This window comes from Nostoc sp. LPT, from assembly GCF_017115165.1.
Taxonomy (GTDB): Bacteria; Cyanobacteriota; Cyanobacteriia; order Cyanobacteriales; family Nostocaceae; genus Nostoc.
The window spans coordinates 125974-152740 of the sequence record NZ_JABXKF010000053.1; the positions used below are offsets into that span (position 1 = coordinate 125974).

Sequence of the window (26767 nt, forward strand, 5' to 3'; positions counted from 1 at the left end):
CTCCTCTGTGGTTCGTTCAAACCTGCCACACTCTTGGTATACAATTACCACGATTCAAAAAAGAAACTCGCAGCAACTGCCAAACATCAATAAACCAGTTTCTCACCTCAGATGTAGAAACACCGCGATATCGACACAATAATGCATGTTGTAATCTGGTAACACCTGCTTCTCCTTCTCCATGCCATAAATTTCGCGTTTTTTCGACAATTTCTGCGGAAACTGCACCACCAACCCAAACTAGACTACCTACGATTGGTTTTCCTGCCAAGCCGTGGGGACTGTGAAAAGTTTCTTCGCTACCCCGTAACCATTGCCGATCGATCCATAAGGGAATACCTTGTTGCCAAATTTCGGTGTGCGATCGCCATTCCCCTTGTAAGAATTTTTCTCCTCTAGCACTGCGACCAAATCGGGTAATTTCCCAGCCTAACCAACTGGCCTCGGTTGCTAATTCTATCCGTAAATCTTGCCGATAAATCGCGTCGTTAAATAAAATTGTCTCTTGCGGCAACCACTCTAAACAAGCACCAGCATCAACTTGCATTTGGATAGTTTGTCTAGCTTGTAAGCCATTGCTGCGGTATATCTTGCTTGCAGCAGCTGTAGTGATTAAGGCTTGGGCTTGGGGTTGGAGGTGGATGTTGGAGGATAAGCGATCGCCTCCCACCATTCCCCCGGCTGTATGTAAAATTACGCTATGACAAACTTTTTCCCCTTCTGGGTAAAATGGGCGTTGTACCTTCAGGGGCGCTTGTTGGTGATTGTAAATTAATTGGGTTTTACCCTGGCGATCGGCATAGACTAAATTAAGTTTGCCATGCCAACCTTCTGATATTTGCGGATTGTAGATCATTTATAAATTGAAGATTAAAGTTCAGAGACCTTATATTTATTTAATGCATTCTCTGCTACTTTACTTGCAATTTATCATTGTTTTTGACCAAGGTGTACGCTAGTGCGATAGACCATATAGACAAAACCGTTTTCATCACGAAAGCGCTGATATAATTCTTGAAAATTATCAATAAGCTGTTCGTATGCCCAACCTTCACGAGGGAGGTAAGAAACACTCATTGCTCGTCCAATAAGTCCAGTTAAATCTAACTGTTGCCTATAAGTAAAATTATATTCACGGATATTAAGAAAATGGGGAGTTACTAATAGTGGCTCTACCGATTGCATTCGAGATTCTGCTGGGTGATTATTAGATGCTTCGCGGACTATTCGGCTATATTCTGTAGTTAAAGCATCTTCTCGATCGCGATTATTCCACACCACAGCCAAACGTGCTGATGGTTTTAAAATGCGGTGAAATTCCAATAAAGTTGATTCGGGATTGAACCAGTGGAAAGCTTGAAAACAAGTAACTAAATCAACTAAATTATCAGGTAGTTGGGTAAATTCGGCTGTTCCATTACGAAACTCTATCAAAGGATATGGTTGGGCAGCTTCTCGCATTGCTGCATTCGGTTCTATAGCGATGACATTAACTCCGCGTTCAGCTAACAATCTTGAAGCAATTCCTGTACCTGCACCAATATCTGCTGCTACGAGTTGTGAATTTTCATCTAATCCTTCCAAGATAATATCAATTGCATCTGCGGGGTAACTTGGTCGATATTTTACATAATCCTCTGCTCTGTCAGAAAATCGGTTGAGTGGGTTTAAGGTATGTAAAGGGATTGTTCCAGAATTCATTTCGCTCATGGGTTTTTATGTAGAAGTAGAAATTAATCTGTTAGTTGGCAATATTTTCAGGGAAACATAGAGATGTAGCTCATGAAATGAGTCAATCTACCAGAAATTATGACAGCTAAAGTGATAAGCATTTGCAACCTTAAGGGTGGAGTTGGCAAAACTACCATCGTCATGGCATTAGCAGAATATTTAGCAGGAGATACTATGTATGGTAAACGAGTGCTAGTTATTGATCTTGATCCTCAGTGTAATTTAACGAATATTTTAATGTCAGAAGATATGTGGTTTAGCCAATTTGAAAGGAATAAGTTGACTTTACCTTATTTATTTAAACAACCTAAAGATTTTCTAGATCATCTTAAAAACGAAGACTTTATAGCTAAACGAGATATTTCTAATATAAAAGCTAAATTCCAATCTTTACACCTTATACCTAGCAGCCCTATACTATTTGAAATTCAAGAAGAATTACCTGAAGGATTTTATTATAATCTAGGATTAAAACCGATTGATTTACTCAAAGAATTGATAAACAGTTTATCCAAAAAATACGATTATGTTTTGATTGATTGCCCACCAACAATTAACAAAACAATTAAAAGTGCATTTTTAGCAAGTAATTTTTGTATTTTGCCTTGCACACCTAACCGTATGTCAATTGGTGGATTAAGATTAATCCTAAGACATATTGAAAAGTTTAATAATGAAAATGGGCATAACTTAAAATCTTTAGGAACTTTAATCTCTAGATTTAATGTATCTAGAGCTAATGAAAATCAATTGATTGAGTTGATTATGACTAGCTCTGAGTTTCCATCAATATTTAGAACTAAAATTGCTGAAAGAGCACAATTAGCCAAAAATTTAGATTTTGAAGATAAGTTGACATATAAGCAAAAATATGGTGATTTGTATGACTCTTTAAAAGATTTCGCTCAAGAAGTAATTCAGAGAGTTAAGTAAATAAATGGATATATCACAAATTACAAACTTATTATTGACGAACCAAACCCTTGTCAAACCACAAACCTGCCAGAATTTCTACACGATCCACGATATTTTGTCGCTCCTCCCTATCTGGAATTGTAGCGACTTGTTCAGCCACTTGTGCCAGTAAAGTTTGCGGCGAGTCAGTTCGAGTCAATCTTGCTAAAGGTAACAGTGAAGGATTAACTAAAAATAGTGTTGAATCTTGCTACTATAAACGAACTACGCAAAAGAAATTACTTGAGTATAGAAAAATTATAAAAAGCAGCTAATATTTGAGAAAAGCAGCTACTTTTACAGAGCAAAAACAGTAATAAATAAGTTGTTAAAACTTAGTAAGATTGTATAAAAATAAGGTGTCAACATCCAAGAATCTTACCCAATGTTGGATAGAGTAGTCTAACAATCGTATTGTTCTTTCCACTTCGGGATGTATATAGGGACTTATTGATAATTGTTGTCTAAATTTACTTGTAATAGATGTTAATTCACAAGCATCACTATATCTCAAATACCCAAGCTGATCTCGTATATACGAACTTAGGCTTTTATCATTATCAACTGCATCACTAAAATCTTCTAGTCTTTGCTCGATATTTTTCCTAGCATAACTTGCTTGTGTTTCTAAAATGTAATTCATGGTGAATGTCATTAAATATTCATATTATAACTGTTATTTTTATACTGTTTATTTATTAGCAGAATATTTGTACTACTATTTTTGCGCCCTTTATGTCCTAGCCTCCGGCAACAGCTTCACCAAAGGCAAGGTGATTCAAACAAAAAAACAGCCGCCTCCACCAGGAAGCAGCTGTTTTTACAAATAACGAACTACAAAGTATTAGTAATCGAAGTCTCCGCCACCAGCGCCAGCGCCAGCAGGAGCACTATCTTTAGGCTCAGGCTTGTCAACTATAATACATTCGGTTGTCAACACCATACCAGCGATAGAAGCAGCGTTTTGCAGAGCAGAACGAGTCACTTTCGCAGGGTCAACAATACCAGCAGCTAACAAATCGACGAATTCGTTTGTTGCAGCGTTGTAGCCAACACTAAATTCTTTCTCTTTTACGCGTTCAGCGATCACAGCACCATTCTGACCGGCGTTTTCAGCAATCCGCTTCAGAGGTGCAGGTAAGGCGCGAACGACAATCAAAGCACCAATCAACTCTTCATCCTTAAGATTGCTCTTTGCCCAAACTTCCAAGTCAGGAGCAAGATGAGCCAAAGTTGTACCACCGCCAGGAACAATACCTTCTTCCACAGCAGCTTTGGTGGCGTTGATAGCGTCTTCTAGGCGCAGCTTCTTGTCTTTCATTTCGGTTTCGGTCGCTGCACCCACTTTCACGACAGCGACACCACCAGAGAGTTTAGCAAGACGCTCTTGCAGTTTCTCTTTGTCGTAAGAAGATTCGGTTTCATCGATTTGACGACGAATCTGTTCGACACGAGCCTTAACAGCAGCTTCGTTACCTTCGGCAACAATTGTAGTGCTGTCCTTGGTAATGGTGATGCGGCGAGCTTTACCCAGGCTATCCAGCTTGGTGTTGTCTAGCTTCAGACCAGCATCTTCGGTAACTAGTTGACCACCAGTTAAAACGGCGATATCTTCTAGTAGTGCTTTGCGGCGATCGCCAAAACCAGGAGCCTTAACAGCAGCCACGTTGAGTACACCGCGCAAACGGTTTACTACCAAGGTTGCCAAAGCTTCTTTTTCAATATCTTCGGCGATAATCACCAAAGGACGACCAGCACGAGCTACTTGCTCTAACACTGGTACTAGGTCTTGTACTAAGGCGATTTTCTTATCGGTCAACAGTAGGAAAGGCTCATCAAAAACCGCTTCCATCCGTTCAGCGTCGGTAGCGAAATAGGGAGAGATGTAGCCTTTATCAAAGCGCATCCCTTCAGTGATTTCTAACTCGGTGACCATAGATTTCCCTTCTTCTAGGGAAATTACGCCTTCTTTGCCCACCTTGTCCATTGCTTGGGCAATCATCTGACCGACTTCTTCATCATTACCAGCCGAGATCGCACCAACTTGGGCAATGGCTTTGGAATCTTCCACTGGGCGAGCGTGTTCAGCAATTTTTTCTACGAGGAAGCCAGTAGCTTTGTCTATACCACGCTTGAGGGAAATCGCATTAGCACCAGCAGCAACGTTCCGCAAGCCTTCTTTGACGATCGCATGAGCTAAAACGGTAGCAGTTGTGGTGCCATCGCCCGCAGCATCATTGGTCTTAGAAGCAGCTTGACGAATCAGAGCTACACCAGTGTTTTCAATATGGTCTTCTAATTCGATTTCTTTGGCAATCGTTACACCATCATTGACAATTTGCGGTGCGCCAAATTTCTTTTCTAGGACTACGTTACGACCTTTGGGGCCAAGGGTAACAGCTACAGCCTCAGCCAGGATGTCAATGCCTCGTTCCAAGGCGCGACGGGCGTTTTCGTTGTAGATAATGCGCTTTGCCATAATTATTGTTAGTTGTCCTTTGTCATTTGTCTTTTGTTTTACCCTTCGGGAAGCCGCCCGGAGGGCGTCTACGTCATTTGTCATTTGTCCTTTGTCATTGGCTAATGACTAATGACCAATGACTAATGACCACTAGATAACGACTGCTAAAATATCTTTTTCAGAAAGCAGTACATATTCTTCAGTGCCGAGCTTGATGTCAGTGCCAGCGTACTTAGAGTACAGCACCTTATCGCCGACTTTAATTTCCAATTCCTGACGGTTTCCATCGTCATTACGCTTGCCAGGGCCAAGGGCCACTACTTCCCCTACTTGGGGCTTTTCCTTGGCGGTATCGGGCAAATACAGACCACCTGCGGTCTTTTCCTCAGAGGCGCTCACTTTTACGAAAACGCGATCGCCTAAAGGTTTAACTGTTGAAACGCTTAGAGATAAAGCTGCCATAATTATTTTCTCCAGAGTTTAGCACTCTCAACTCCTGAGTGCTAATTTACCGAAAAGTGGCGTTCAATGGCAAGAATGCCTTGAGTACGGGTTCCCGAACTAGAGGGTCATAGATATACTTAAGTATAAATGCTTAATTATTTCTACCTTGCGGGTTTTGTTCCGTAAGTTACGAAGAGAGTAGGGAGTAGGGAGTAGGGAGGTATGAGAATTCTTCTCCACTCCCCAGTCAACTTTATTTGCAAAGCTTGCAAATTGTTATAGAACTGTAATCAGGGAGCCGCTCGATGAGTAACAATACACTGACAGCGATCCAGTCCAACCATCAAATTCTCAAAAACACTCAATCTTTGGAATATAAGACCCTGAGTAATTGTGTAGAAAGTTTAGGACTTGCAAAAATTCAGCGACACATTTTTATTTGCGCTGACCAGGGAATTGCTGCTCAAAACGAGCTAGTCTGGAATTCTGGGATTACTTAAAAAGCGACTTCAAAGATTTAAAACTCAATGAGCCGCACAAAAGTCATTCTATTTGCGTCTATAAAACTAAAGCCAATTGCTTGCGTGTTTCTTGTTCTAGACTCATAATGGTGGTTTACCCTGATGGTGTCTGGTATCGCCAAGCAAACCCGGAAGTTACCCTGCGGATTATCCGAGAACACTGAATAGGCATAATGGCGGTTGAAGAATATGCGTTTTCAATCCATCTTTTGCCAGAAACTTCCCTAGTTTCTTGTGAACACCTCATAGAGGCTTAACAACCAAAGGATATGGTATAGCAGTAAGCTTTAAGAAAGTGCGGGTTGGTTTTGAGGTAGGGTCATCTTTAAGCCAATACTTACTTGTAAGTCCGAAAGATTATTATTTAATCAGTGTTTTTTACCCCGCCCCTTTCAAAGCGATATATAATAGTAGCGCATTATAGATACTACTGCTATACGTATCCTTGCTGGACTTTTGCTATCGAGCTACTAGTCTATTGAAAGTGCTCGGCATTTTTCAGACTTCGAGACAGCAAAGGCAAGTTAAGTAGGAAAAAGGACAACATCTCGAATAACCCACCATAGAGGATAAATATTCAAGACTTTGATGGACCGAAGCGCGACAAGTGCCACTGCTATGAAAGAGCCCAGCATGAAAGATCACAAACGACTTCTATTGATTGATGATGACCCTAACCTCATCTTGCTGGTGAAGGATTACTTGGAATTCCGGGGATATGAAGTCATCACCGCTGAAAATGGACGTGAAGCTCTGGAAATTTTAGAGCAAGATGTTCCAGACATGATCATCTGCGATGTGATGATGCCGGAAATGGACGGATATACTTTTGTGGAACAAGTCCGGCAAAACGAACGCACTAGCTGGATTCCGGTTCTTTTCCTTTCAGCTAAGGGACAAAGTGCAGACCGAGTTAAGGGTCTGAATAAAGGTGCCGATGTTTATATGGTCAAACCCTTTGAACCAGAAGAACTCGTGGCGCAAGTTGAATCCTCGCTGAAACAAACTATCCGTTGGAAAGAACACCAAGCTAAAGGAGGCGAAAACGGTTCCCGTATCCAGGTTCCCTTCGATGTGCAATTAACCCCAACCGAACTGAAAGTAGTTCAGTTTGTCGCTAGGGGTTTAGCTAACCGGGAAATTGCTGAAGAACTAAATGTTAGTCAGCGCACGGTTGAAAGTCATGTGTCCAATATGTTGGGCAAAACCAATCTCCACAACCGCACTGAACTAGCGCGGTGGGCGATTGAAAATCAAATGGCTTAAAATCAGTAACGAGTGCTGAGTGCTGAGTGCTGAGTGTTTTTGACTCAGCACTCAATTTATCAACCATCTTTTTCAGGGCTGGATTGGTGCAAAACTTCTAAATCCAGTTCATCTAGGTAAGTCAAGGCACTTTCTAATCTGGGAAACAGTGCCCCGTAGTTCCAGGTCGAAGCAGCTAGATTGTGGCATATTTGTGCTTACCTGAACATCAGCAATAATGACTGTGATACCCTAGTGAGAAACCAGTCGTGAAATGACTGGTTCCTCATGCAAGTCTTTAGGAATGCGAACCTGGATGCGAGTTTGGGTGCGTCTATTATTTAAAATATCAATATTAGGTTTTACTTGTTTATTTGGAATTGCCATTCTAGCTTCCTACTTAACTTCTGAGATGAGGGTTTGACTTTGCACAATTCTTTTAACACTAGCGTCACTTATCCCTTGCAGGCAAGCAAGAAAGTATTTGCCTTTGCAAACCATTAATCTAGATGTAGTAAATGTGAATAATTGCTCATAATTCAGTAGTTATGAGGTTAATTTTTATTTTATAGGGGTTTTCGAGCAGATTGAATATAGCGAATTTGTAGGGTTACAACAATTGTTGTAACCCTAATTTATTGTGTATGAGATTTAATACTGAAGTGAGGACTGCTATATATGTTACTTTTTCAAAATTTTAGGGAACTCTATTAATAGAACCTTATAGATTTAGCCCTCTGTTTAGATATCAATAAAAATCGATTTTTTAGGATATTTACTTCTGTGTAATGACCTATTGTATAAATCCCCATTGTCCAAAACCTGTTGACCCAGTGAATGCAAACAACCTGATTTGCCGTAACTGTGGGTCATAAATACTGTTGCAAGGTCGCTATCGGGTAATCAAACAACTAGGACAAGGTGGCTTTGGTAACACTTTTGAAGTTGACGAGTGTGGCAAAACTAAAGTCTTAAAAATGCTGACTGAGAATAACCCCAAAGCCATTGAACTATTTAAGTAGGAAGCAAAGGTTTTGAGTCAGCTAAACAATGCGGGTATTCCCAATCTGACTAAGGAGTTGTACTGGCAAAATATGCGCTCAAGATTTCTCCCCTTTTGGCAGATTTAATGGACATACACTATTAGATAAATTCCCCCACAGGTAACAGCAAGGTTATGAGAGAACACGACCTAGTTTCTTCTTATAGTGCAGCACTAGAGGGATTAGAGGGCATTAGATATCGTTTGCACGGTGGTTCTACAAAAGAAAAAGTGGATGCTCTTTTAGAAGCATTTCAATATGGGCTTAAAGGAATTGATCTAGTAATCCAGGTATTGGGCGATGATGTCAGAGAAGTGCGGCAATCAGCTTTGCTCTTATTGTCCTACAGCAGCGAAGCTAATGCTGAACAAGCCATATTGAATTATCTGCCCTTTGCAAAAATGCAATGCCTGCATACCTTGACAGAATTTAATCTAGATTGCTACAACCCTGAACAACATCATCCATATTATTTTGCGATCGCAGACTACAATAACACCCTTATTTGCTATTGGGATCTGTCTTATAAGCAATCTTTCGTTAATATTTGGCATTTGGAAACAGGTCAAAGCAAAAAAGATTTTGATCTGGCGGTGGCTCACGAATTTTGTTTAGGCAAAAGCGGCAAGGTGTGTATCGTTAGCTTTCAGGACTTTATCTGGCCATTAGATACAGAAACACAAAAGCCGATTGGCACTTATCCTGATTACCTTATGCGTACTGTTCAAGCCCATCCCCATCGCTTGGCTGTCTGCCCAACTAAACAACCATTAGTTGCTACTGGCTATACTCAAGGCAGAACAGGAAAGTTAGATATCTGGGATTATGAAACATATACTCGTCGTCTCCATCATCAATTTCAAGATGTGGCTTTAATTCCTTATGATAATTCATGGAATCAATCAAAGCTAAACCTTTGGTTGACTACACCCCTTCTCTTCACCCCTGATGGAAAGTTCTTGGTTGCACGTTTCAAGCAGAGATTGCAGAATAGGCTACAACTATGGAATACCGAAACAGGAGAACTTACTCAAACATTAGATAATCTGCCTGCCCTGACAGTAAATTCACTTGCGAATCGCCTTGATGGGCAAATTTTGGCTTGCGGAATTCGGGAAAACAAGGTGTGTGTGTGGGAATTGATCAGTGATCGCATTCTCTATACATCTTCGGGTGTTGCTCCTTGCCTTATAAGTTCAGATGGTAGAGTCTTCATCTGCTGTACAGACAATTACGAAATAGTTGTTTGGGATTTAGCAATGAACAGAAAATTATGTACATTGCAGGGCCATACAGCGCCAATTGGTTATGTTGCCATGAGTAGCAATCGTGAATTCATTGCTAGTTATAGCATTGATAGAAAAATTAAAGTTTGGGCAGTGCCAGAGTCCCTTAGATACCTGTAGCAACCTGTAAATAACGTTTGAAGTGAGAACAGATTATTTGCAAATAACGGGTAGTTTATCCAAGAAAAACCTTATGGAGGATAGCTACAAAGAAATATAATGATATGAGTAATAACAGCATTTGCCCGAGCAATTTGCACCACAACAACAGGTCTAATTCCTGCTTGTTCTGTACCAGCAACAGGATTGATATCGCACAAAAGCACATCTCCCCGTGTGATATTTACCACTGAAGTTCCCCACGCGCCAAGCGTTCTTCATAATCTTCTAAATTAGATAAATAGTCAGAAAAATCTGATTCCACTATTTCTACTGACTCGCTAAACTGAAGCCATAATTCCCAGTTATTGCTGCTATGCTTCATTAATAGGAAGTCTATAAAATCACTAACTTCCTGAACTAAAGCTTCTGGCATTTGCCGGATTTTACCAATAGTTTGGTCTTGTATGCTCATAATAAATGTTTTTAGTTGGATTTCTCTTTATCCATAAAAGTCAAAAACCTGGCGATTATAAATAGCCAGGTCTACAATTTCAACTAAAACTCAGCACTTTGAGGTGTACGCGGGAACGGAATTACATCGCGGATATTTCCCATCCCCGTCATAAATTGCACAAGTCGTTCAAAACCCAACCCAAAACCCGCATGAGGAACAGTACCATAACGACGCAAATCAAGATACCACCACAAATCTTCTGGCTTTAATCCTTGCGCTAATACACGGCGTTCTAAGATTTCTAAACGTTCTTCGCGCTGGGAACCGCCGACAATTTCGCCAATTTTCGGTGCGAGGATATCCATTGCGCGGACGGTTTTTTCATCATCGTTCAAACGCATATAAAAAGCTTTGATTTGCGCTGGATAATCTGTGACGATCGCAGGCTTTTTAAATAATTGTTCAGCTAAGTAGCGTTCGTGTTCTGATTGTAAATCTAAACCCCAACTCACAGGATATTCAAATTTGACATCAGCTTTTTCTAAAAGTTTGATGGCTTCTGTATAAGTTAAGCGTTCAAACTGATTATTAATAATATTTTCGGCTGTTGCCAACACAGATTTATCAATGCGTTCATTGAAAAATTCCATATCTTCTGGACAAGTTTCCAACACATATTTAAAAATGTGTTTGAGAAACGCCTCAGCTAAATCCATATCGCCTTCTAAGTCACAAAAAGCCATTTCTGGCTCAACCATCCAAAATTCTGCTAGGTGGCGGGAAGTATTGGAATTTTCTGCACGGAAGGTAGGGCCAAATGTGTAGACGTTAGAAAACGCCATCGCCATCACTTCCGCTTCCAACTGGCCGCTAACTGTTAAATATGTAGGTTTAGCAAAAAAGTCTTGGCTGTAATCTACTGCTTGGTTTTCTGTGTGCGGAATATTTTTTAAATCTAAACTGGTAACGCTAAAAAGTTCACCTGCACCTTCGCAATCGCTAGCAGTGATGATCGGTGTGTGTACCCACAGAAAGCCTCTTTCGTGGAAAAATTGGTGAATTGCTGTCGAACAAGCATTTCTAACGCGAAAAACTGCACCAAAGGAATTGGTACGCGATCGCAAATGTCCAATGGTTCGCAGAAACTCAAAGGAATGGCGTTTCTTTTGCAGGGGATATGTATCGGGATCAGCTTCGCCGTAAACTTTCACCGTCTCGGCTTTCAACTCAATTCGCTGTCCTTTACCCAGAGAAGCCACTAGTACCCCTGTCGCCTCGACAGCAGCACCCGTATTCAATTTTTTCAATATAGCTTCATAATCTGGCAAATCCTGATTAATCACGACTTGCAAATTAGCTAGTGATGAGCCGTCATTGACTTCAATAAAAGCAAACCCTTTGGACTCGCGCTTTGTCCGCACCCAGCCTTGCACTTGGAGGGACTCATCAGGTTGGCCACTTCGCAATATTTCTGCAATCCGTCGATTTACCATATTTATCCAGCATAAGACTTTAATATCCAGCCTATGATAACGCCCATTCCACCAAAGCGGACGACTTGCCAGAAAGGTTTTTTGAGGCTACGCCAAGAAAATAACTGACTTTCTAAGTTTAGTTCTAGCATTTCCAACTGCCGTTGAATTTGCCGTAACTCTGCTTTGATTTCTGGTGTCTGAGATTTATTGTGCTTTAGTTGATCGCGGCGCTGTTGCCATTGTGCCTGTTGTTGGCGATCGCGCTGCACTTGATCGTAACGTTCTCTCAACGATAGGAGCGATCGCTCTACTTCTTCTAGTTCTTGTTCAAAATCTGGTTCGGGATTTTCTGCTGACGGCTGTGATTGTTTAGACGGCTTCATGTACAAGTAGTAAACTAAGATTAAATGCGACCTGCCAATAGTCAAAATTAAAACTATGAGTTTTTGACTCAGCACTTAGCACTCATCACTCAGTACTCATAATTATGTCTCAATCTACTCAGCTGCCTAAAACCAGTCAACTGAATGAACTTACTACTCTGGAACTAGCTCAAGCCCTTATGGAAAGGCTGACTATTTCCCCTAACGATTGGCATCGCCTCAAGTCTAACCGCAATTCCCGCGCTAATGAACAAGTGGCAGCAGCAATTGTGTATCTTTTAAAGAATCAGCCAGAAGAAGCTCAAGCTAGATTACAACAAGCAGTTGGTTGGTTAGATCGCTCCATTTCTGCCCCTCCCTGTCCGACTCACGGAAAATAGAGAGTAGGCAATAAATAAATCAATCAACCAATAACTTTCTCCCCTTCCCAGACGCGATTAATCGCCCCTCTACTAGCCCTGTTATCGCCGCAGAGATAATCCCCGGCGATTTTCCATTTGTTTACAAAGCCTCAATTCTGTGCCTTTGCGGTTCCACTCTACCTGATCAAAAATTTGATGCAGAAGACATAAACCACGGCCATTTTCTGACTCATCTGGTGGAAGATAGTCTGTTGGTTCTTCATTACTAGTAGATGAAGGAGTAAAGCCACTACCCTGGTCTGATATTATCCACCAATATTGATTATCTATTACGGAAAAACGAACTACAACTGTTTTACTCGGATCGAGATTATTACCATGTTTAGCTGCGTTTACTAGGGCTTCTTGGAGTCCTAGCCGCAGTTCTGCTTGTAATCTTGCTGGAATTTCTGCCAACAATAAGTCTAATATGGGACAAAGGTAGAGGGTTGAGGCAAAACTAATAGTGCCCCAATAACGTCCAACTGGACGGAGTGAAATAGTAATCACAAGAGAAACCCCATAGCTTTCAGTTAGCTAGACATCAGTTTGCTATTACAGTCACCCTGATAAAACTTGAGGTGGTCATGTTGCCTTCAAACTTGCGTCTTTAAAACTAAATTTTGAAAATGCTAGGGAGCATTGATTCTATAGTCTGAATTCGGATTGTTTAAGTATATATCGGCTGGAATAAGTTTGATAATGAAGTCAGCAAATTAAGAATATGCTGTTAATTTTAGAGAGTATTGGCATACTCTAGTTAGTTGCCGATTTATAATTTACACAATCTTCTTCATGTTTTTAAGAACCCATGCAACTTGAATTTATTTAAACAAAATGAATTTTTATTTTTGGCTTAATTCAATTTTAGCATCTTTAGTATGGACTAGACTAAAATTTTCAAATTTCAGTTTTTTTGAAGGAATTACTACCCTTGTCAAAATGTGATAGCACAAGAAAGGCGGCAGTTTCAACATGAGCAGTTTGAGGAAAAAAATCAGCAGGTTGTACCCGTGTGATGGTATATTGCCCATCTTGGCAAAGCAATTTCAGGTCGCGGGCGAGGGTAGCTACTTTACAGCTGACGTAAACGATCCGAGATGGTTTCAATTGCCGTAAAGTATCTATGACTGCGCGATCGCACCCCTTACGTGGCGGATCGAGTATTACTACTTCTGGTATTGTGCCCATTTGGGGAAGCAATTTCTCTACTGCGCCGACTTGGAATGTCACATTATCAATTCCGTTACGGTGGGCATTCAAAATAGCTTGTTCTACTGCTGCTGGTTGCACTTCTAATCCTGTAGCAATACGAACTTTCTTGGCGAGGGGTAAAGTTAAAGTCCCAATACCACAGTAGGCATCAACTAGGAACTCATGCCCTTGAAGATTGAGTTCTGATTGAATTACCTGCAATAGTGCCTCTGCCGTTTCTGTATACACTTGGAAAAATGTATCTGGGCGTACTTGAAATTCCAGTCCAGCAAAATATTCACGCAGGTGGGGTACTCCAGCGATGCAACGGGTTTCTGATCCAAAGATAGCATTTGTGCGATCGCTATTGCGATTGAGCGACACTCCCACTAACTGCGGATAACGCTTTAACCATTTCTGGGCTTGGGTTTCAATTCCTGATAAATTCCAGTCCTTCACCACCAAAGTCAGCAACATTTCCCCTGTGTGTCGGCCAATGCGTAAACCAAGATGGCGAATTTGTCCTTGATGACGCTGTTCGTCATAGATTCGCCAACCTCGTTGTTGGATATCCTGCTTAACTTCGGCAAGTAAGGGATTTAATCGCGCATCTTGGACTGGACATTGATTTAAATTAATTAATTGGTGACTACCTTTTTGATAGTAACCAGCCTGTACTTGTCCTGTTGCTGATGTGCCCAGAGGATATGTAGATTTATTACGGTAGCCGAAAGCAGAAGGGGCGGCGAGTACCGGCTCTACTGGTGGTCGGGCAAAACCGCCAATGCGTTCCAAAGCTTGGATAACTTGATTTTGCTTGGCTACTAGCTGGTAATCATAATTAATATGCTGCCACTGGCAACCACCGCACTTATCCGCCACAATACAACTGGGTCGGATACGGTGAGGAGATGGTGACAATAGCTGTTGGAGCTTCCCGTGGGCGTATTTTGGTTTAACATGAACCAAGCGAACAATGGCGCGATCGCCTGGGACAGTATCTGGGACAAACACTACACGTTCATCAGCGCGCCCCACACCATCGCCTGTATCATTCAGATTAGCGATCGTCACTTCAATTAATTCACCCTGTTGCCAAATTATTTTTGTCATTTGTCATTTGTCATTTGTCATTGTCCCCTTCATTTCGCCTACTCCCTGCTCCCTACTCTCCCCAAACAGATAAATTCAATACATAAGTAACTCCGATCCCTTCACTTGTGTACCTCCGACTCGCTAAACTAACAGATAATATTTCAGGTGATTTCAATAATCATGACTGTAATTAGCCAAGTTATTCTCAAAGCCGACGACGAACTGCGTTATCCCAGCAGTGGCGAACTTAAAAATATCAAAGACTTTTTGCAAACCGGGGTACAACGGACGCGGATTGCGGCTACCTTAGCCGAAAACGAAAAAAAGATAGTTCAGGAAGCAACCAAACAACTTTGGCAGAAGCGTCCTGACTTTATCTCCCCTGGAGGTAATGCTTACGGTGAACGCCAACGCTCTTTATGCATCCGTGATTTTGGCTGGTACTTACGCCTAATTACTTATGGTGTACTTGCCGGTGACATAGAGCCAATTGAAAAAATCGGTGTGATTGGTGTGCGGGAAATGTACAATTCATTGGGCGTTCCCGTGCCTGGAATGGTAGAAGCGATTAATTCCCTCAAAACAGCCTCTCTTAGCTTACTAAGTGCGGAAGACGCGGCCGAAGCAGCACCTTACTTTGATTACATCATTCAAGCGATGTCTTAATACAAAGTGTGTGCTGGTTCTAGGAATATAGTTTCGGTCTACTAGAGTGAGTGCGAGGTATTAGCACTCGATAGGCATAAAATCCCCAATTTGATCATACCTTCCCCACATTTAGTAGTGGCTGTGGCAAAATCTCTGTCAAGTTCCCAACCAAATGTGGGGAAATTTTATGGATATGGGCATGGGATACTTGTACTGAGTGCGTAGCATCTCGTAGAGAAGTATTGGGCATTGGGCATTTGACTAATGACTAATGACTATTAGACCTCTTGCAAAAGTCCCTAACACCCCAACCCCTCCCCGCTCTTCGGGAGGAGAGACAAAGCGTAGCTTTGGCGGGGTGGGGTTCTTTTTTTGGATTTATGCAAGAGGTCTAATGACTAATGACAAATACAAAAAACCGACAGTCCTTGATTAAGGCTGTCGGCTATTAAGTGTGTTCCCTATTAATGACTCGGCTAGAGTTCAGTTGTCATTAATTATGCCTAGTTACCGATCGCTGGGAGACGATCCTAATCATCGATATGTGTGATTCTCGTCACTTGATTGTTACATCTAAACTGCATATACCCGAATAATCTCTGAGTGGACACTAGATTCACGTAAGTAAAGGAGCTAGAAATTTCACCAAGATTAAAAAATCAAGTTATCTTTAAAGATTAAAGCATTTGGTGTGCTAATGATCTTCATTTTGTCTACCTCATGGTCGGAATAATCCTGTTGAGTGCATTCTGAGGTTTTACTACCCCTCTATCCAAGAAACAATTTTGCTTGTAAGAAAGGCTGCACAAGCATCTTCTGCCAATATTTACCAAGATGGAAATACAAGTATTTAGTTAGAGTTTAAATTAAAGAGCGATCGCGCTTCAATCTACAGGAAAGTAAAAGTGCGTAGCTTGCCGCCGTAGGCATCGTCTTTTACAACATAAATTAATTAGCATCCCAAAACATTTTTAACGCCATTCACCAACACAGCTACTAATTCCAATGATGCGGTGGTTGCACCAATTGTACTAAGCATTCCTCGTACTGTTGCTGATATCGCCTCCATACTAGCTCCTCCTATAAGCATTGTTATTACTGTACTTGCAATAGAAACAATCCCAGTAGCAGCTATACCCAAACCAACTGAAATTGCGCCGACTATAGCAATAATAATACTCCATTCCAATGGATTAGGACTGTGACAAGCCAGAATAAAGATTATAGGAAAATTCATTTTACTACTTCAATAATGTTGCATTTAGTTAATCTTAATTTTAAAAATAAGCTTTTATTTGTGATCATAGTAAAATTACTCAAATTATCAAGTTTCAGCTTAATTTGCTAGGAAATTAAGTGTTTTTGCAGTTGCCTTCATTGAGTAAATCACAATAGCGCGATAAGCTAGAGTTAGCAACAAAACTGATTAACAACTGGCAACAAACCTAGCTTGGGGTAACGATGGCAACAGAACAAAAGCACAGCAATTATTTATCAGAAGCCGAAAGCCGTTTGCATCAACTTTCTATTGAAAAGTTGCGAGTAGCAGTTGTGTTTCTGGCTTATTTGCAAGAAACAGAAGAAAACGAAGTTACTGAGAAACTATTATTAAATATTCCTTCTTTTGCCGAATATTTCCGCGAAATTGAACAAAATGAAGACAAATTAGAAAATACTGCCTCAAATCAGATTGCCTCAGATGAAGAGGTATGGCAGACTTATTTAGCTTCTAAACAGAAATGGCAGGAGGTTTACCGTCGCCTTGCAGACTCCTAGATTTATTTCTATTTCTCAAGTCTTAGACATTCACCAAGATGAGATAAACAGCTTTGGTGGAACATCTGGTGTCAGAGACGAAGGTTTGCTAGATTCAGCATTGGCACAACCTCAAGCTACTTTTGGCGGTGAACTTCTCCATCCTACAATTCACGAGCAAGCAGCAGCATACCTGTACCATTTAGCAATGAACCATCCGTTTATTGATGGCAACAAGCGCACTGCATTTGCGGTTATGGATACCTTCATAACCTTAAATGGCTACACTCTCAACCTATCTCAAGAGCAAGCTTACAACTTGGTGATTCAAGTAGTTCAGAAAGAAATATCCAAAGAAGAATTATCTACATTTCTGGAACTGCACTTACAGGGCAAGTAAATCGATAGAATAATGCTCTGTCCCCCCAGAGTGCATTACTTTCATGACTGCAACCTCAAAACCAGCCTTTTCCCCCCAAGAAATTGCTGCTGAAGGTCTTAAACCAGAAGAATACGCAGAAATTGTCCGTCGGCTAGACCGTCATCCCAACAAAGCTGAACTGGGAATGTTTGGCGTGATGTGGTCAGAGCATTGCTGTTATAAAAATTCTCGACCTCTACTTAAACAATTTCCCACCGATGGCCCCCGCATCCTGGTGGGGCCTGGTGAAAATGCTGGTGTTGTAGACTTGGGTGATGGACTTCAACTAGCTTTTAAGATTGAATCTCACAACCACCCCTCAGCGGTCGAACCCTTTCAAGGAGCTGCAACGGGAGTCGGAGGTATTCTCAGAGATATTTTTACAATGGGTGCGCGTCCCATTGCCCTGTTAAACTCGCTGCGCTTTGGTTCCCTAGAAGATGCCAAAACCCAACGACTGTTTAGCGGTGTGGTAGCAGGAATCTCTCATTATGGTAACTGTGTGGGAGTACCTACCGTTGGCGGCGAAGTTTACTTTGACTCTGCTTACTCTGGAAATCCTCTGGTGAACGTTATGGCACTAGGATTGATGGAAACGCCAGAAATCGTCAAATCTGGAGCATCTGGCTTGGGCAATCCCGTGCTGTATGTTGGTTCTACCACTGGGCGCGACGGCATGGGAGGCGCGAGTTTTGCAAGTGCAGAATTGAGCGATCAATCCATAGACGATCGCCCTGCTGTGCAAGTGGGCGATCCTTTTTTGGAAAAGTCGTTAATTGAAGCTTGTCTGGAGGCATTTAAGACGGGTGCAGTTGTTGCCGCCCAAGATATGGGAGCAGCGGGGATCACCTGTTCTACCTCAGAGATGGCAGCAAAAGGCGGTGTGGGAATTGAACTAGATTTAGATAAGATTCCCGTCAGAGAAATAGGGATGGTTCCTTATGAATACCTGCTTTCGGAATCTCAAGAACGAATGCTGTTTGTTGCTCATCAAGGACGCGAGCAAGAATTAATCGACATTTTCCACCGGTGGGGACTTCAAGCCGTTGTTGCCGGGACAGTGATAGCTGAACCTATTGTACGGATTCTCTTTCAGGGTGAAGTAGCAGCAGAAATTCCCGCTGAGGCTTTGGCGGAGAATACTCCACTGTATAACCGGGAGTTATTGGCAGAAGCACCAGAATATGCGCGTCAAGCTTGGGAATGGACTGCTGATTCCTTACCTCCTTCCACAACTGCTGGAATAGAACTTCAAGGAGGACTGCAAAGTTGGAATGATATTCTCTTAACTTTGCTCGATACACCCACGATCGCTTCTAAAAATTGGGTATATCGTCAGTATGACCATCAAGTACAAAATAATACAGTTATGCTGCCAGGTGGTGCAGATGCAGCTATTATCCGTTTGCGCCCCCTGGAAGAGGATAGGAGGCAAGGGAGCGGGGGGGCAGAGGAACAGAGAAGAATTCCCAATGTCCAACGCGGTGTTGCTGCCACGGTAGATTGCAATCCTCGTTATGTTTATCTTGACCCCTACGAAGGAGCTAAGGCAGTGGTGGCAGAAGCTGCACGCAATCTTAGCTGTGTGGGTGCAGAACCTCTAGCAGTAACGGATAACCTAAATTTTGGCTCTCCAGAAAAACCCATTGGTTACTGGCAATTGGCAGAAGCTTGTCGCGGTTTGGCGGAAGGTTGTCGAGAATTGGCAACACCAGTCACGGGCGGAAATGTCTCTTTGTACAATGAAACTCTTGATTCTCAAGGCATCCCACAACCCATTTATCCTACTCCTGTTGTCGGTATGGTGGGCTTGATTCCTGATATAACCAAAATTTGTGGTCAAGGTTGGCAAGCATCCGGCGATGTGATTTATCTTCTTGGATTGCCTTTAGCATCTAAAATCAGTTTGGGAGCATCTGAATATTTAGCCACTATTCACAATACTGTTGCCGGAAAACCACTACGGGTAGATTTTGACTTGGAACGCCGCGTCCAGAAAGTTTGTCGTGAAGGAATTCATAATGGTTGGGTACGTTCTGCCCACGATTCTGCTGAGGGAGGAGTAGCGATCGCTCTAGCCGAAAGTTGTCTTGCTGGCAATCTTGGTGTCGAAATCAATTTAGAAATACCACCAACACAGTTAAACCACGGCAGTTGCTCCACTTGGGGAGACCCCATCGCCCTTGGCGTCTCCCCTTGGGAGAAGACCGCACTGCCTCGCCTCGATGAAGTGTTGTTTGCCGAAGGTGGTGCCAGAATTTTAGTTTCTGTAGCATCAGCACAACAAGAAATTTGGGAATCATATTTACAGGAACATCTCGGTCAAGATTGGCAAAAACTCGGTGTAGTTGGTAATTTGGAGACGGGTTTGGGGGTTTTCACCACTGATAACCAAACCTTAATCAAAGTTAGTATCGAAGATATGAATGATCGCTATTCCTATGCGATCGCCAGACGTCTCACCATCCATACTACTACTTCTGAGTGCTGAGTTTTAAGTGCTGAATATTTAGACTTCACTCAGAACTATTAGCGTCTCTGAGCAAATTTACGGTACTGTTTTAATGGATGGTTAAAGATTTGTTAAGAACTCCGCAGCCATCTATATAATCCCAGTGACTGACTACCAATTTGAGATTTTGAATTTTAGATTTTGGATTAGGGGCGTTGCTTCTAATTCATATCTTGCTCTTACTGGGCAAAAAAATCTAAGATAGCCATTCTTAAATTCCAAGCCGCATCCTTACTACGGTGCGATCGATCCAAAATCGTCAATCTCAAATCCAAGATTGATTGACCCCCCCATCAGGAGCAAAGCTAGCATGATTTCTATTCATTCTGTCACTTCGGATGAATACCCCGACCAGACCAACAACCCAATCAATAGTCATGAAAATCAGCCTGACAAGCCAGAAGAAGCTTGTGGTGTTTTTGGCATCTATGCCCCAGGAGAAAACGTTGCTAAACTGACCTACTTTGGATTGTATGCCCTCCAGCATCGGGGTCAAGAATCAGCTGGTATTGCCACCTTTGAGGGTACACAAGTACATCTTTACAAAGACATGGGCTTGGTGTCTCAAGTTTTTAATGAATCTGTCTTGGATCGATTGCCTGGTAGTCTTGCTGTTGGTCACACTCGTTATTCCACCACAGGTTCTAGCCGCAAAGTTAATGCCCAACCCGCAGTATTAGAAACCCGTTTAGGTTCATTAGCTCTTGCACACAATGGTAATTTAGTCAATACCGTGCAACTACGTCAAGAGTTGCTTGAGAATAAATGTAACTTAGTCACAACAACAGACTCAGAAATGATCGCTTTTGCGATCGCCGAAGCCATAGATACGGGCACTGATTGGCTAGAAAGTGCAATTCAGGCATTTCACCGTTGCCAAGGAGCCTTTAGTTTAGTTATTGGCACTCCCGTCGGCGTTATGGGTGGCCGCGACCCTAATGGAATCCGCCCCTTAGTAATCGGCACTTTGGCTGGTAATCCAGTCCGTTACGTTTTGGCTTCCGAGACTTGTGGTTTAGACATCATTGGAGCCGAATACCTGCGAGACGTAGAACCAGGTGAATTAGTTTGGATTACTGAAGAAGGTTTAGCTTCTTATCATTGGAGTAAACAGTCCAAGCGGAAATTGTGTATCTTTGAAATGATTTACTTTGCCCGCCCTGATAGCGTCATGCACAACGAGAGTTTGTACAGCTATCGAATGCGATTAGGACACCAGCTAGCTAAAGAATCTGTTGTAGATGCCGATATTGTCTTTGGTGTTCCTGATTCTGGTATACCTGCTGCTATTGGATTTTCTCAAGCGTCTGGTGTCGCTTATGGTGAAGGACTGATTAAAAATCGCTATGTTGGGCGAACCTTCATTCAACCAACCCAAATGATGCGGGAATCGGGTCTGCGGATGAAACTCAATCCCCTCAAAGATGTGCTGCTAGGTAAACGAGTAATTATTGTAGATGATTCGATTGTACGGGGTACTACCAGCCGTAAACTAGTCAAAACCTTACGTGACGCAGGTGCAGTAGAGGTACACATGCGAATTTCTTCTCCACCTGTAACTCATCCCTGCTTCTATGGCATCGATACCGATTCTCAGGATCAGTTAATTGCTGCTACCAAGTCAGTAGCGGAAATTGCCAAGCAACTGGAAGTAGACAGCCTCGCCTATCTGAGTTGGGAAGGAATGCTAGAAGCGACGCGAGAAGACACTAATAGTTTCTGTTCTGCTTGCTTCACTGGAGATTATCCCGTGGCGATTCCTGAGCAAGTGAAGCGTTCTAAGCTGATCTTAGAAAAAGTAGTGGTATAAGGGCTGGGGGGATTAGGGAGATGAGGGATGAGTAATAACTTCTAACTCCCATTAAAGCCGAAGAACCCCACCCCGCCAAAGCTACGCTTTGTCTCCCCTCCCCGCAAGCGAGGAGGGGATTAAGGAGTGAGGTAGCAAAGTTATTCAATTACGAATTGTTACTGCTGGCTTCATCTGGGGATGATTCTGATTTTTCTGGTTTGAGTAAGGGGAAAGCGATCGCATCCCGAATACTGGCACAATCGGTTAATAACATCACTAACCGATCAATCCCAATTCCTAAACCACCTGTAGGCGGCATACCGTATTCCAAAGCGGTGAGAAAGTCTTCATCTACACCTTGGGCTTCTAAGTCACCAGCAGCTTTCCGCGCCGCTTGAGCTTCTAAGCGTTCTCTTTGATCGATAGGATCGGTAAGTTCTGAGAAGCTATTGGCAGTTTCTCGCCCGACTATAAATAACTCAAATCGTTCTACCAAACCAGGTACAGAACGGTGAGGTTTTGCTAGGGGCGAAATTTCTACAGGGTAATCAATTACAAAGGTAGGTTGAATTAAATTGGCTTCTACTTTCTCTTCAAAGGCTAAATTTAGTAACTTACCAATTGATTGGGCTTCATCTATACCAGGAATAGCAGCATTTTTACTTGCTGTTTTTGCTTCTTCTAAACTTTGGAACGAATTAAAATCCAAGCCCGTAAATTCTTTAACTAAATCGTGCATTGTCACCCGTCGCCAAGGTGGTGTTAAATTTATCGGTTCCCCTTGGTAGGTGATTTCCAATGTGCCGAGTACCTCTTGGGCAACAGTGGTAATAATCCCTTCTGTCAGCGCCATCATATCGTTGTAGTCGGCGTAGGCTTGGTAAATTTCAATAGTCGTAAATTCGGGATTATGTCGAGTTGAAATTCCCTCATTGCGGAAAACCCTACCTAATTCAAACACCTTTTCAAAACCACCCACAATCAACCGTTTGAGATGGAGTTCTGTGGCAATTCGCAGATACAATTCCATTTCTAAAGTGTTGTGGTAAGTGATAAATGGACGTGCATCTGCACCCCCAGTTTCACTTTGCAAAACTGGCGTTTCAATTTCCAGAAAATCCCGTTCTTCTAAATAGCGGCGAATACCAGCAGTAATTTGGGCGCGACGGCGGAAAGTTTGCCGCACTTCCGGGTTTACAATCAAGTCAACGTAGCGCTGACGGTAGCGCTTGGCAACATCCGTTAATCCATGCCATTTGTCGGGTAGAGGCAACAGGGATTTAGTGAGGATAGTATATTGTTTAACGTAGACAGATAACTCGCCCTTTTCAGTCCGTTTAATAGTACCTTTGGCTCCAAGAATGTCGCCTGCATCTGTAAGTTGCTTCAGGTGATTGAAGGCATCGGCATCAATATCTGCCATGCTTTCTTGGATACGATTTTTATCCAGATAAAGCTGAATTGTGCCGGTTTCGTCTTGCAAGGTGAAAAAAGCCAATTTACCGAAAACGCGACGCGCCATAATGCGTCCGGCTATGGCAACTTCTAAATCAACTTCTTCACCACTGGATAAATCGGCAAATTGTTCTTGCAACTGCGCTGCATGATGGGTGGATTCCCAACGATAGGCATAAGGGTTAGTCCCTAGCTGCTTAAGCTGTTCTACTTTCTCCAGCCTGGCGGCTCGGATATCTTCTTCCGACATGGTAACGAACTTTCAGGGGGCAAGATTAATTATAGATGCTGCAATCAAGTGGGACGATTATCTGCAATCTTTACAAACGTCAGATTTGGTGTCACCATCAAACACTACCAAAAATTTGCCATCGGGTATTAAGCGTTGAATAACCCGCAAATATCCATCAGCATCCGATTGTGTTCGGTAACGAGCCACAACAACTCGTTGCATGTTGGCAAGCAAACGCACAACTAACCACCTATTGAGATCATCTCGATAGGTCATAATAGATAAGTCTCCATTGAGTTTGGAGCAACAGCCAGTGCCGAACTTTCCACGGGACGCACTGGCTTTTTGCTTTAGTCAAATCTTATCAAATAAACAAAAAAGATACAAAAAAGTTTCGTATATCTATTTTTTAGCCTATTTTGACTCAAAAAAGAAACAAAAATATGCCAAAACGGTTTCCTATCGGCCCATTAAATGAACATGATGATGACTGGCTGACCGTTTGGGCATGGTTAAACGATTGCAGCAAGGCGGCTCAAGGTGCTTCAGTCATCAGCTTTGGAATTAGGGAAAGGAAATCTGAAATTGAAAGAATGCTGGAGTATATCGCGAAAAAGCGGGGAATAACTCCTGACGAACTGTTCAAAAGCATTCTGGATGGAACTGCTGACAGCAGTGGCAATAATGAGCCAGCTAGCGAGGAATGAATGTATCGAAAGCAATATTCCTCGGTTAACAGGTAGCCGTTATGTTAAATAGGGCAAGATTAATTTATAGATGCTGTAAAAGTTGGCAGTGAGAGATATTTGTCCTTAAGGGCGCGTGCGTAGGCGTAGCCCGCCGGAGGCATCGCTAAAGGAAATACACAATGACACAAACTAGGGTGCGCTTGTGGAATGTAGATGAATATCACCTGATGCTGGAGACGGGTATTATTGCAGCGGATGAGCGGGTTGAACTGATTGAAGGGCAAGTTATCCCGATCAGCGCCAAAAATTCTCCCCACGCAGCGATAACGCTCTGCGCGTCTGACTACCTCAAGCGATCGCTAGTAGAAGTTGCCTTAGTTCGGGTGCAAAATCCCATTCAGTTGAGCCAATACTCCGAACCTGAGCCAGATATCGCTAAAATCTTGTTGCCACACTTTCCCACTGCCATAATACTATCATTAAACTACATCTCACGGCAAATAAGAACTACCAAGCAATTAAAAACAAAAATCGATTCTCATAAGTAAATGGGTGGCTCATGCCACCCAAGTTTTATTATTCGATTGGGTCAAGAGCGACGGGCACAAGTTTAGGAGGTGGAGGCAAGGGACTTCCAAAGAATAAATTAATCAACAAAAACCAAGAATCTATACAAAAGCAATAATGATAATCACTCTCTTGACTGCTGATTTTATTTTTTGGAAGTCCCTAATTTAACTTTCAAATTACGAATTATTTTAATAAGTCCAGTTTTGCTTGGTCTGCAAGCTATAGGTTCCATCTTTCACATTCACCCGATCAGGAATCAGATTTAAATCTCTAAATATATTTGCTTGATGCTGTAGAGCATCGAGCGATTGGTCGTCAATCGGAATGATGGCGCGTTCGCCACTATGTTTCTGTAAAATTTCTAGAATTGATGGATCGATTTCATGCTGTTCTGCCAATCTTTTAACAGCTTCTAATTCCTGTCTCTTAGCCCAAGTTCCAGCTTCGTTTACCTCTTCTAAAATCACCTTGAGTAGGTCAGGATAGTCGCGTACCAGTTCTGGAATCGCGTAGTAATAGGTGGGAACTTCCACGGAGGCTTTATCACCAAATATACTCTCTAGGTCTGTAATCGTTCGCCCTGGATAAGCGCTTCGGGCAAGAGTAGCTGTGTAGGGAACCCAAATCACCCAAGCATCGATTTCACCTCGGCGGAATCGGGGCAGCGCCTCCGGTTGTGTCAGATAAACTGGCTCGATGTCACTAAAATCTAGGCCGACTTTTGCCAGCGGCTGAAGATAAGTCAGCCAATCTGAAAAGAAACTCTAAATTTCGAGGATTTGATTCCAGAAAGCGATCGCTCTGGGATCTAATCCGCGATCCGCAGACCTATCGCGTCTCCTCGGTAACAATTGCCAACGGCGGCAACAATCTTGGCATCTATATCCCCCTGTTTGCCACTAGCTCAATCCAAAATCTCACTGTGATCGTACCAGTTTGCTATTTCATTATTTTTTGCTGGCTGTTTATGTCCTATAATCTGACTCGTCTACCTGGTATCGCTTTGATACTCAGCCGTTATGCTAGCAAGATTTTCCCCTTCGTTCTGATGTGGCTGGGTTTCAGAATTCTGGTAGACAGCGAATCTTATCGTATTTTTCTTCCGAACACTTGACAGATAAACGTTATCAGTTATCAGTTTAGCTGTTTTGGGAATTCGCTTTCCTCAGCGATCGCTCTGGCGGGTTAATCAGAGGTTGACGGGGCATGGGAGTTTATTTTTAGCATAAGCAGAATCTAGCCCATCTAAAACCCAATCACCGAAACAGCCTTTCGCTTCTGTTCTGGCGTGACCTCCAGATATCGCTGTAACGTCCCCAGGTCGCTGTGACCAGAAACGTCAAATATCGCCACTGTTTCAAATACCGTAATATACTCTACGCTACTGGCGAGGTTTACCCTGTTGTAATTTGGCGAGAATCTTTCAGAGCTTGTCAACGTACTCTTGTAGGTCGCTGCGTTTAACTCGCCAACCCTTACCAATCACTTTGGCTTTTAGCTCCCCTCTGGTAATTGCGTCTCGCAGGAATTCTCTAGACAACCCAGTTAGCGCTTGTGCCTCTGCAATAGTCAGTAGCAGTTTATCGGCAATCGGCACTACTGGCTGATTGTCGCCTCGCAAGAGCAGGGATTCAATGATTGAGGATAATTTATCAATGACTCCAATCTCGCCAAACTCCCATTTCCCGACATCCCACACATAACTGTAATTTTTTTTGCTTAATACTTGACAGTTTTTAGTAGTATATTTTACTGTATACCCAGCGGGTTGAAAAATCTATAGTGCGCGGTCGAGTCTCTTATAAGAAAACATTGCCAAGTATAAAAATTTAATTAAATTTTCCTTAACTGTCCTTGCGTCTTTGTCAAGATTTTGAGATATTAAATTGAAAAATTAATTTAGA

General features: G+C 42.3%; 32 protein-coding genes. 15 read left to right on the forward strand and 17 right to left on the reverse strand.

What is annotated here, in order from left to right:
* Positions 1–16 precede the first annotated feature (16 nt).
* Both HWQ58_RS12625 and HWQ58_RS12630 read right to left on the reverse strand, forming a co-directional pair.
* The gene (locus tag HWQ58_RS12625; protein WP_292862511.1) at positions 17–856 is read right to left on the reverse strand and encodes an urease accessory protein UreD; all 840 of its coding nucleotides are present in this window, start codon (positions 854–856) and stop codon (positions 17–19) included.
* A 74-nt stretch (positions 857–930) separates the two neighbouring features.
* A complete protein-coding gene (locus HWQ58_RS12630) occupies positions 931–1710 on the reverse strand; it encodes a class I SAM-dependent methyltransferase (protein WP_292862514.1) in 780 nt (259 codons plus the stop codon).
* Between the two features lie 99 nt (positions 1711–1809).
* Between HWQ58_RS12630 and HWQ58_RS12635 the strand changes: the two genes are divergently transcribed.
* Positions 1810–2664: a ParA family protein gene (locus tag HWQ58_RS12635; protein ID WP_292862517.1), complete on the forward strand. Its 855-nt coding sequence runs from the start codon at positions 1810–1812 to the stop codon at positions 2662–2664.
* A gap of 31 nt (positions 2665–2695) precedes the next feature.
* On the opposite strand, the gene HWQ58_RS12640 is transcribed toward HWQ58_RS12635, so the two are convergent.
* The 3 genes from HWQ58_RS12640 to groES all read right to left on the reverse strand — a co-directional run bounded on the left by HWQ58_RS12640 (position 2696) and on the right by groES (position 5608).
* Complete coding sequence (locus HWQ58_RS12640; protein ID WP_366837838.1) at positions 2696–2845, reverse strand: hypothetical protein; 150 nt, start codon at positions 2843–2845, stop codon at positions 2696–2698.
* A gap of 684 nt (positions 2846–3529) precedes the next feature.
* Positions 3530–5164 (reverse strand): chaperonin GroEL, encoded by a 1635-nt coding sequence (groL, locus tag HWQ58_RS12645; protein WP_292862631.1) that lies wholly within the window; start codon positions 5162–5164, stop codon positions 3530–3532.
* Between the two features lie 132 nt (positions 5165–5296).
* Entirely contained in the window at positions 5297–5608 is a 312-nt protein-coding gene (gene groES / locus HWQ58_RS12650) for a co-chaperone GroES (RefSeq protein WP_094348596.1), read from the reverse strand.
* Positions 5609–5895: 287 nt separating this feature from the next.
* Between groES and HWQ58_RS12655 the strand changes: the two genes are divergently transcribed.
* Positions 5896–6090, forward strand: coding sequence for a hypothetical protein (locus HWQ58_RS12655; RefSeq protein WP_292862520.1), 195 nt, complete (start codon positions 5896–5898; stop codon positions 6088–6090).
* A 609-nt stretch (positions 6091–6699) separates the two neighbouring features.
* Entirely contained in the window at positions 6700–7377 is a 678-nt protein-coding gene (locus tag HWQ58_RS12660; protein ID WP_012407592.1) for a response regulator transcription factor, read from the forward strand.
* A gap of 231 nt (positions 7378–7608) precedes the next feature.
* On the opposite strand, the gene HWQ58_RS38435 is transcribed toward HWQ58_RS12660, so the two are convergent.
* Complete coding sequence (locus HWQ58_RS38435; protein WP_366837840.1) at positions 7609–7743, reverse strand: hypothetical protein; 135 nt, start codon at positions 7741–7743, stop codon at positions 7609–7611.
* A 401-nt stretch (positions 7744–8144) separates the two neighbouring features.
* Here HWQ58_RS38435 and HWQ58_RS38440 point away from each other — a divergent pair, with 401 nt between their 5' ends.
* From HWQ58_RS38440 to HWQ58_RS12675, 3 genes are all read left to right on the forward strand, one after another.
* Positions 8145–8231: a 4-Cys prefix domain-containing protein gene (locus tag HWQ58_RS38440; RefSeq protein WP_366837859.1), complete on the forward strand. Its 87-nt coding sequence runs from the start codon at positions 8145–8147 to the stop codon at positions 8229–8231.
* 6 nt (positions 8232–8237) lie between these two features.
* Positions 8238–8378 carry a hypothetical protein gene (locus tag HWQ58_RS12670; protein ID WP_292862523.1) on the forward strand — a complete coding sequence of 47 codons (141 nt, stop codon included), beginning with the start codon at positions 8238–8240 and terminating at the stop codon, positions 8376–8378.
* Positions 8379–8533: 155 nt separating this feature from the next.
* Positions 8534–9805: a hypothetical protein gene (locus tag HWQ58_RS12675; RefSeq protein ID WP_292862526.1), complete on the forward strand. Its 1272-nt coding sequence runs from the start codon at positions 8534–8536 to the stop codon at positions 9803–9805.
* 71 nt (positions 9806–9876) lie between these two features.
* Here the strand turns inward: HWQ58_RS12675 and HWQ58_RS12680 are convergent, their stop codons facing one another.
* The 4 genes from HWQ58_RS12680 to HWQ58_RS12695 all read right to left on the reverse strand — a co-directional run bounded on the left by HWQ58_RS12680 (position 9877) and on the right by HWQ58_RS12695 (position 12099).
* Positions 9877–10035, reverse strand: coding sequence for a type II toxin-antitoxin system PemK/MazF family toxin (locus tag HWQ58_RS12680; RefSeq protein ID WP_292862529.1), 159 nt, complete (start codon positions 10033–10035; stop codon positions 9877–9879).
* Positions 10029–10259 (reverse strand): DUF2281 domain-containing protein, encoded by a 231-nt coding sequence (locus HWQ58_RS12685; RefSeq protein ID WP_292862532.1) that lies wholly within the window; start codon positions 10257–10259, stop codon positions 10029–10031. Before HWQ58_RS12685 ends, HWQ58_RS12680 begins: the two co-directional genes overlap by 7 nt.
* A gap of 83 nt (positions 10260–10342) precedes the next feature.
* Entirely contained in the window at positions 10343–11734 is a 1392-nt protein-coding gene (asnS, locus tag HWQ58_RS12690; RefSeq protein ID WP_292862535.1) for an asparagine--tRNA ligase, read from the reverse strand.
* Between the two features lie 2 nt (positions 11735–11736).
* The gene (locus HWQ58_RS12695; RefSeq protein WP_292862538.1) at positions 11737–12099 is read right to left on the reverse strand and encodes a hypothetical protein; all 363 of its coding nucleotides are present in this window, start codon (positions 12097–12099) and stop codon (positions 11737–11739) included.
* A 104-nt stretch (positions 12100–12203) separates the two neighbouring features.
* On the opposite strand from HWQ58_RS12695, the gene HWQ58_RS12700 reads away from it, so the two are divergent.
* The gene (locus tag HWQ58_RS12700; protein ID WP_104905882.1) at positions 12204–12479 is read left to right on the forward strand and encodes a DUF6439 family protein; all 276 of its coding nucleotides are present in this window, start codon (positions 12204–12206) and stop codon (positions 12477–12479) included.
* An 81-nt stretch (positions 12480–12560) separates the two neighbouring features.
* Here HWQ58_RS12700 and HWQ58_RS12705 read toward each other — a convergent pair whose 3' ends face one another.
* Positions 12561–13010: an anti-sigma regulatory factor gene (locus HWQ58_RS12705; protein ID WP_094348589.1), complete on the reverse strand. Its 450-nt coding sequence runs from the start codon at positions 13008–13010 to the stop codon at positions 12561–12563.
* Between the two features lie 390 nt (positions 13011–13400).
* Positions 13401–14807 (reverse strand): 23S rRNA (uracil(1939)-C(5))-methyltransferase RlmD, encoded by a 1407-nt coding sequence (rlmD, locus tag HWQ58_RS12710; protein WP_292862543.1) that lies wholly within the window; start codon positions 14805–14807, stop codon positions 13401–13403.
* A gap of 162 nt (positions 14808–14969) precedes the next feature.
* Between rlmD and apcD the strand changes: the two genes are divergently transcribed.
* A complete protein-coding gene (apcD, locus tag HWQ58_RS12715) occupies positions 14970–15455 on the forward strand; it encodes an allophycocyanin subunit alpha-B (protein WP_292862545.1) in 486 nt (161 codons plus the stop codon).
* Positions 15456–16389: 934 nt separating this feature from the next.
* Here apcD and HWQ58_RS12720 read toward each other — a convergent pair.
* Positions 16390–16674, reverse strand: a complete 285-nt coding sequence (locus tag HWQ58_RS12720) for a hypothetical protein (protein ID WP_292862548.1) — start codon at positions 16672–16674, stop codon at positions 16390–16392.
* 224 nt (positions 16675–16898) lie between these two features.
* Between HWQ58_RS12720 and HWQ58_RS12725 the strand changes: the two genes are divergently transcribed.
* The 4 genes from HWQ58_RS12725 to purF all read left to right on the forward strand — a co-directional run bounded on the left by HWQ58_RS12725 (position 16899) and on the right by purF (position 21935).
* Positions 16899–17213 carry a hypothetical protein gene (locus tag HWQ58_RS12725; RefSeq protein WP_292862551.1) on the forward strand — a complete coding sequence of 105 codons (315 nt, stop codon included), beginning with the start codon at positions 16899–16901 and terminating at the stop codon, positions 17211–17213.
* Positions 17200–17592 (forward strand): type II toxin-antitoxin system death-on-curing family toxin, encoded by a 393-nt coding sequence (locus HWQ58_RS12730; protein ID WP_292862554.1) that lies wholly within the window; start codon positions 17200–17202, stop codon positions 17590–17592. Before HWQ58_RS12725 ends, HWQ58_RS12730 begins: the two co-directional genes overlap by 14 nt.
* Before the next feature lie 43 nt (positions 17593–17635).
* Positions 17636–20104 (forward strand): phosphoribosylformylglycinamidine synthase subunit PurL, encoded by a 2469-nt coding sequence (gene purL, locus HWQ58_RS12735; protein ID WP_292862557.1) that lies wholly within the window; start codon positions 17636–17638, stop codon positions 20102–20104.
* Between the two features lie 331 nt (positions 20105–20435).
* Positions 20436–21935: an amidophosphoribosyltransferase gene (gene purF / locus HWQ58_RS12740; RefSeq protein ID WP_292862560.1), complete on the forward strand. Its 1500-nt coding sequence runs from the start codon at positions 20436–20438 to the stop codon at positions 21933–21935.
* A 148-nt stretch (positions 21936–22083) separates the two neighbouring features.
* Here the strand turns inward: purF and lysS are convergent, their stop codons facing one another.
* Positions 22084–23622 (reverse strand): lysine--tRNA ligase, encoded by a 1539-nt coding sequence (gene lysS, locus HWQ58_RS12745; protein WP_292862563.1) that lies wholly within the window; start codon positions 23620–23622, stop codon positions 22084–22086.
* Between the two features lie 57 nt (positions 23623–23679).
* A complete protein-coding gene (locus tag HWQ58_RS12750; protein ID WP_292862565.1) occupies positions 23680–23880 on the reverse strand; it encodes a hypothetical protein in 201 nt (66 codons plus the stop codon).
* A 167-nt stretch (positions 23881–24047) separates the two neighbouring features.
* Here HWQ58_RS12750 and HWQ58_RS12755 point away from each other — a divergent pair, with 167 nt between their 5' ends.
* Both HWQ58_RS12755 and HWQ58_RS12760 read left to right on the forward strand, forming a co-directional pair.
* Positions 24048–24311: a hypothetical protein gene (locus HWQ58_RS12755; protein WP_292862568.1), complete on the forward strand. Its 264-nt coding sequence runs from the start codon at positions 24048–24050 to the stop codon at positions 24309–24311.
* A gap of 161 nt (positions 24312–24472) precedes the next feature.
* Positions 24473–24841: a Uma2 family endonuclease gene (locus HWQ58_RS12760; protein WP_292862571.1), complete on the forward strand. Its 369-nt coding sequence runs from the start codon at positions 24473–24475 to the stop codon at positions 24839–24841.
* Between the two features lie 210 nt (positions 24842–25051).
* Here HWQ58_RS12760 and HWQ58_RS12765 read toward each other — a convergent pair whose 3' ends face one another.
* Positions 25052–25609, reverse strand: a complete 558-nt coding sequence (locus HWQ58_RS12765) for a hypothetical protein (RefSeq protein WP_366837861.1) — start codon at positions 25607–25609, stop codon at positions 25052–25054.
* Here HWQ58_RS12765 and HWQ58_RS12770 point away from each other — a divergent pair.
* Positions 25585–25977 (forward strand): cadmium resistance transporter, encoded by a 393-nt coding sequence (locus tag HWQ58_RS12770; protein WP_292862574.1) that lies wholly within the window; start codon positions 25585–25587, stop codon positions 25975–25977. The two genes, HWQ58_RS12765 and HWQ58_RS12770, sit on opposite strands and share 25 nt — an antisense overlap.
* Positions 25978–26286: 309 nt before the next feature.
* Here HWQ58_RS12770 and HWQ58_RS12775 read toward each other — a convergent pair whose 3' ends face one another.
* A complete protein-coding gene (locus HWQ58_RS12775) occupies positions 26287–26562 on the reverse strand; it encodes a helix-turn-helix domain-containing protein (RefSeq protein ID WP_292862577.1) in 276 nt (91 codons plus the stop codon).
* Between the last annotated feature and the right edge of the window lie 205 nt (positions 26563–26767).